The 6380-nt window shown below is 36.0% G+C and carries 5 protein-coding genes; 3 read left to right on the top strand and 2 right to left on the bottom strand.

Annotated features, from left to right (window positions below; genetic code table 11):
- Positions 1–505: anhydro-N-acetylmuramic acid kinase (locus AACY61_RS06985; protein WP_339610859.1), on the bottom strand; the 505-nt coding region annotated here is incomplete at its 3' end.
- A gap of 89 nt (positions 506–594) precedes the next feature.
- Here AACY61_RS06985 and AACY61_RS06980 point away from each other — a divergent pair.
- On the top strand, positions 595–1737 hold the full coding sequence (locus AACY61_RS06980; RefSeq protein WP_339610858.1) for an acyl-CoA dehydrogenase: 1143 nt from the start codon (positions 595–597) through the stop codon (positions 1735–1737).
- Positions 1738–1819: 82 nt separating this feature from the next.
- Here AACY61_RS06980 and AACY61_RS06975 read toward each other — a convergent pair whose 3' ends face one another.
- Entirely contained in the window at positions 1820–3784 is a 1965-nt protein-coding gene (locus tag AACY61_RS06975; protein ID WP_339610857.1) for a putative porin, read from the bottom strand.
- A 74-nt stretch (positions 3785–3858) separates the two neighbouring features.
- Between AACY61_RS06975 and AACY61_RS06970 the strand changes: the two genes are divergently transcribed.
- Positions 3859–4461 (top strand): ribonuclease HII, encoded by a 603-nt coding sequence (locus AACY61_RS06970; RefSeq protein ID WP_339610856.1) that lies wholly within the window; start codon positions 3859–3861, stop codon positions 4459–4461.
- A gap of 71 nt (positions 4462–4532) precedes the next feature.
- Positions 4533–6380, top strand: a 1848-nt coding sequence (locus tag AACY61_RS06965; RefSeq protein WP_339610855.1) for a hypothetical protein, incomplete at its 3' end; no start/stop codon positions are given.

Genomic DNA, 6380 nt, shown 5'->3' with positions numbered 1-6380 from the left:
AATCATATTTTCTAAAAAGCAACTGATCACCAATTGGGACCAGTGGTGCCCCCTGCCCCCCCATTGCCACATCCTGCACCCTAAAGTCACAAACAACAGTTTGTTTAATATGTTGGGCAAGTTCAGGCAAGTTACCAATTTGAAGCGTTACATCCTTTTCAGGTTGATGTAAAATGGTATGACCGTGAGAGCAGACTGCATCAATCCCAATTCCCGCTCCCAAGTTTAGTTGGGAGTGTATCTCTACTATAGTATCCATAAAGCTTATTATAATTCCTCCTAGATACTTTGTGTACTCTTTATTGAGAATTTGCAATTCAGTTTCACTCAATTGGATTCCAGATTGAAGCCTTTTTTTCCACACATCAGAATATGGCATGGTAACAGCTTTATGGATTTTATAGTTCCAAATAGTACCTTTCATAAAAGTGACAAAAGCCAAATCAACGCCATCAAGCGAAGTGCCGCTCATAACCCCTATAACGTTGTATTTTTTTACTGTCATTTGGTAAAATTAACGGTAATAATTGAAAAAATGGTGCTAAAAAGGTATCTTTGTGCTCCTTTTACAAACACACTTTTAAACACCACACTATGGATTTCAATTTAACTGAAGAACATATCATGATACGCGATGCGGCACGTGATTTTGCTAAAAACGAACTTCTTCCTGGAGTTATTGAACGTGACAATAAACAAGAGTTTCCGTACGAACAAATCAAAAAGATGGGCGAACTGGGCTTTATGGGTATGATGGTTCCGCCAGAATATGGCGGAAGTGGTATGGACACTACAGCGTATGTCTTAGCAATGGAAGAGATTTCCAAAATTGACGCATCGGCTTCTGTGGTGATGTCTGTTAATAATTCGCTGGTGTGTTATGGATTATATGCTTACGGAACCGAAGAACAAAAACAAAAATATTTAGTACCGTTGGCTTCAGGTCAAAAACTGGGTGCGTTTTGTCTTTCTGAACCCGAGGCTGGTAGTGATGCCACTTCACAAAAAACAACTGCTATAGACAAGGGCGATCACTATATCCTTAACGGAACCAAAAACTGGATTACCAATGGTGGCAATGCGGATATTTACCTTGTCATTGCCCAAACCGATAAAGAAAAAAAACACCGTGGCATCAATGCATTTATAGTTGAAAAAGGCATGCCCGGTTTTGAAGTGGGCCCAAAAGAAGACAAGCTGGGTATCCGTGGTAGTGATACCCACACCCTAAACTTTAACGATGTAAAAATTCCAAAGGAAAACCGCATTGGAGAAGACGGTTTTGGGTTTAAGTTTGCTATGAAAACCCTTTCAGGCGGACGAATTGGAATTGCTGCACAAGCATTAGGAATAGCCAGTGGTGCCTATGAATTAGCACGCGACTATTCAAAAATAAGAAAAGCATTTGGTACTGAAATCTGCAACCACCAAGCTATCGCTTTCAAACTTGCAGACATGCTTGTTGAAATTGAATGTGCAAGACATTTGGTGATGAAAGCTGCCTGGGAAAAAGATCAAGGTCTTAACTATGACATGAGTGGTGCTATGGCCAAACTAAAAGCTTCTGAAGTAGCTATGAAAGTGGCTGTAGAAGCTGTACAAGTGCACGGCGGCAACGGTTATGTAAAAGAATACCATGTAGAAAGACTAATGCGCGATGCCAAAATCACGCAGATTTATGAAGGCACTAGTGAGATACAGAAAATTGTGATTTCGAGAGGGTTGCTTAAAGATTAAAATATAAAAATTAATTCATAAAAGCACTAAATTACAAGTTGTTTACTTGGAGTTTGGTGCTTTTTAATTTGTAGTTAGACCATTACATAAAGAAATTCCATACCAAACCAAATCTAATTTTCCAGTCTCGGTAGGGATGTCCCGGAGCTGAGAAATAGTTGTTTTCGGAGGCAAATAATGAATTAAAATGTTCCCATTTGATATAAATTCGCGTCTGGCTTATTTTGGCATTTACAAAGAAATCAATCAAAGGAAAGTCGCCAAACTCTTGTTCATTTTGAACATAGAACTCGGCTAATACCGGGTCATAAGCATTCATTTCGTAGGATGTAAAGTACTTTCCGGTAAAACCGGTTTGTAAAAATAATGCATTCTTAAAAAACCTGTTTGAGTAATAAACACTTGCCCTGCCTAATATTTCAGGTGCTTTAAATACCTCTTTTCCATCAACAATTTTTTGATAGGTAAGTTGAGTATTTAAAGAAAAGTTTCCAAAGTCAAATTGCCGAGAAGCTTCAACCTTAAGATAATTTACCCTTTCATCAAGTTGAAATGGTGTTGTGGTCGTGTCTGTTGTTGTTTGTGAAAAATAAGCATAATCATCAATTCCTGTATAACTCACAGCTGCATTAAACAGTTTTTTGGACTCCAAATCAAACTGGAGGTGTTGTCTTTTAATGTTTTTAAAGTTGGTTTGCCAGTTGTAGTTTACATAATCACTTTGATAGAGTTGAAAGTTATAGTCTGGTGCGACTGAGCTTACATGAATACTTGCTTTGGCCTTATTGTGTTCATTGAGTTCATAGGATGCTTGTCCTAATAAATAATTCCCATCATATTCACCTGCGATGTTGATCGCTGCTTTTCCAAAAAGCTCAAATCCACGGTACTTTTTTTGGTATGAAGCTCCGGTTTCAATGATTGTTCCTAAAATTCGATTTGTAATGGTTTCCTCATTCAAAAACAAAACCCTGTCATAACCGTAATTGAAGTCAGTGTATCCTATAAAAACATTTAATTTTCCTACTAAGTTGTTGTTTAATCCTGCATACGCTTGAGCATAAAACTCTTCAAGTGTAACGCGATCTTTAAGGTTTTGTGAAGCATAGGCAGGTCCAAATTCTTCAAACGGGTTTTCCTGAGAATATTCATAAAACTTATCTTCGAAGCTTAGAATATTTCCCAATTTAAGAATGCTATAAGCAGTTGAATCTCTGTAATCAATTAGCGCATAATCGTGTTCAAGATGAAAGCGTTTTCCCTTCAACATGTTATTGGCATCTTCAAAATTTACTTCAAGCCGACCACGGTCTCTAAAATCAGCTTCGTCATTTATAAAAAAGGGAATAAAATCTGTTTTTACTCCTCCATTTTCATTGTTTAATAAGTCCTGAAAAACTATATGAGCCCGCAAATTATAGCGGTTATTATGCGTTTTGTAGTTGGTTGTAAAACGAAAATTCCCTGTACTTGTGAGCGTGTTTTGATAATTGCCCAATGAGCGCAGCCCTTTGTAAGCAACTGAAAAGTTAAATTGTTCTGAAGTATTAATGGTAAAAAAGGCGTCAAGTTGTTGGCCTTGTTCAAATGCTGTTTTAAAATACAACTCTGAAAGAGGGGTTGGAACATGAAAATAATTAATATCTTCGATTTCCATATAATTAAAGTGTCTTGCTCTTGCCCCTAGGCGAGGTTTCAGACGCAAGTCATCAAAACTGTGTGCCAGAGTATTGTATGTTTGCCCCACATTTGCAAATGGCATTAGGTGGTAAGAATCGCGTCTAAGGTAGTTATATTTATAATCCTTTTTTATGCTTAAAGTGGTGTCTACAAAGCTGGTGTCTCGCTCAAAGGATATAATTTTGTATTCAGAAATATGTGGTTTTTCTCCTTCAAAATTAACGTTGGTATCCCCCATATTTGGCCGCCCGTCATTACCCATATTTGTGGGATCTGTTTGCTGTTGGATGAAAGGTTGATCCCTATCTTGCGAAAAAAGCACTGTTGTACTTAAGGTAAGTAGTAAAAGCACAAGTGTTTTTTTCATTAGAAAAATAAATGATAAAGTTTCAGTTCGCAAAGTTATTTATTTTAACGCAAAACCGTACTTTTAATTTTTAAATGTTACAATTAAAACTTCACCTAGAAAAATTAGAGTGTGGAACCGATGAAGCCGGAAGGGGTTGTCTTGCAGGTCCGGTAACAGCTGCTGCTGTAATTTTACCTGATAATTTTTCAAATGAAATACTGAATGACAGCAAACAATTAAGCTTGCCAAAACGCAATCAGCTAAAAGAGCTTATTGAAGCAAAAGCAATTGCTTTTCAGGTTTCACATGTTATGATGGATGAAATTGACCAAATCAATATTTTACAAGCTTCCATTACTGCAATGCAACGGGCAATAGGACAATTAAATCCAATTCCTGAGTTTATAGCAGTAGACGGAAATAAATTCAATCCATTTTATAATATACCCCATCAGTGTATAATAAAAGGAGATGCAAAGTTTCTACATATAGCAGCAGCTTCAGTACTTGCAAAAACTTACCGCGATCAATTTATGGAAAAAATTCATGAAGAGTTTCCTGAGTATAACTGGAAAAAAAATAAAGGCTATCCCACAAAAGAACACCGCGAAGCGATTAAAAAGTATGGAATCACCAAATATCACAGAAAGAGCTTTAAGTTGCTTCCTGAGCAACTCAAATTAAATTTCAATTAGATAATATGTTTATCATTTTAAATTTATCTCTCAAGGCATATCCATATATTTGCATTAAACCTTTTGCATAGATGAAAAAAACCCTGGTATTCATAATTTTAATTTCAATAATCAGCTGTACTTCTGATAAATCTAAAAAAGGTGTAATAACAGATTATCTTCCACAGGAAGCTACTTTAATTATAAAAAGCTCAAATTTTTCAACCTTATCTTCAGACATCAAAAACAACGGATTCTTATCAAAATTATCCTCTTTGCATTTGTATGACTTTTTTGAAAAAAACCTGTTGTATTCAAAATACCTGAATCCGGTTTCTGAAGTCCTGATCAGCATAAACACTGAAAATGACAGCACACATCACCATACACTTATTACCAGAGCACATCCCAAGCTTTTCATTTTAGACTCGGCACAAAATAAAATTGTGGAAACCTTGACTTATGAAGGAATCTCGCTTCAACGAGTGACACTTGATTCAAATGTAGTGTTTACAACCACCCTTGATAGTGTATTTATTGCAGGAAGTTCACAAAAAATACTAGAACGTATTATAAAAAAGCAACAATCCCAAAGCTCCTTGAATACAGATTTTGAAACTGTTTACAGTACTCTTGGGACAAGTGATTTTTCTGTTATAATCAATGGTGATTTGGTTCAAAAATCACTAAAAAACAGTGTGCCGGAAATTGATCAATTACCGCGTTTTTCAGAGTGGATTGCTTTTGATGCAGAAATTCAGCCGGGACAACTAAAGTTAAACGGTATTGCAATAGCTCAAGATACACTTCCTCAGTTACTAGAGGTTTTTAAGGGAACCCATCCACAACAAAACCAGCTAGCAATGGTAACTCCGTCATCAGCATCGGGGTTTATTTCTTATACATATGATGACTTTGAAGTGCTTAAAGAAAATCTGGCGAGTTTTAAAAATTCTTCTGACACTATTGCCAATCATAAAGCACTATTTAGTTCATTAAACGAAATAGGAGTCATTTCCATTGAAAATAAAAAGGTTATTGCACTGCATGCAATCAATGGGACTATTACCACCGACTATTTAAATCCACTTTTGGAGGAAACTGATGTATTTAGAAATATACCTATTTACAAACTAAATGATTCTACACTATTTCAGAACTATTTTTCACCACTATTAAATGCCACTCCAGTTGTAGCAGCACAATTGGATGACTATTTTATTTTTGCTGATCAACAATCTACTTTAGAAAATATTATTACAGAATTTCTTAATGAAACCACAGTGGGCAACCTTCCTTATTACAAAGAGCATATGCAACAAATGAGCAGCGAGAGCTCAGTATTGCTGGTTGCTTTGTTTCCCAATTTCAAAAACACCTTTGCTGAATGGACCTCTGATTTATCTAATGAAAAAATTAAACAATTGAAATTTGGAAGTCACAGGATGGCCGCTTTTCAGTTTGTGTATGACAGTCATTTTGCACATTTTAACGGAATCATCAAAGAAACCCATAATCAAAGTCGCGGTACTGGAGTTACCCAATTGTTTGCCATCAACCTTGAAAATGAACTATTGAGCAGACCTCAGTTTTTTAACAATCATATTTCCAAAGGTAAAGATATCGTGGTGCAGGATGTGACCAATAAATTACATCTCATTTCTTCTTCCGGAAAAGTGCTTTGGTCAAAACAACTTGACAGTGAAATATTGGGAGATGTGCAGCAAGTTGATCTACTTAGAAACGGAAAATCCCAACTAGCTTTCAGTACTAAAAACACTTTTTACATTCTCGACAGAAACGGAAAGGAAGTCAGTCCTTTTCCCTTGAATTTCAAAGATGCTATTACACAGCCACTGGTGGTTTTTGATTATGACAATAATAGAAACTACCGGTTTGTAATCACTCAAAGCAATGAGGTGTTTATGTATGATAATAAA

It is taken from the genome of uncultured Planktosalinus sp. (assembly GCF_963973675.1).
Classification (GTDB): domain Bacteria; phylum Bacteroidota; class Bacteroidia; order Flavobacteriales; family Flavobacteriaceae; genus Planktosalinus.
This window is presented reverse-complemented; position numbering and strand designations above follow the sequence as displayed.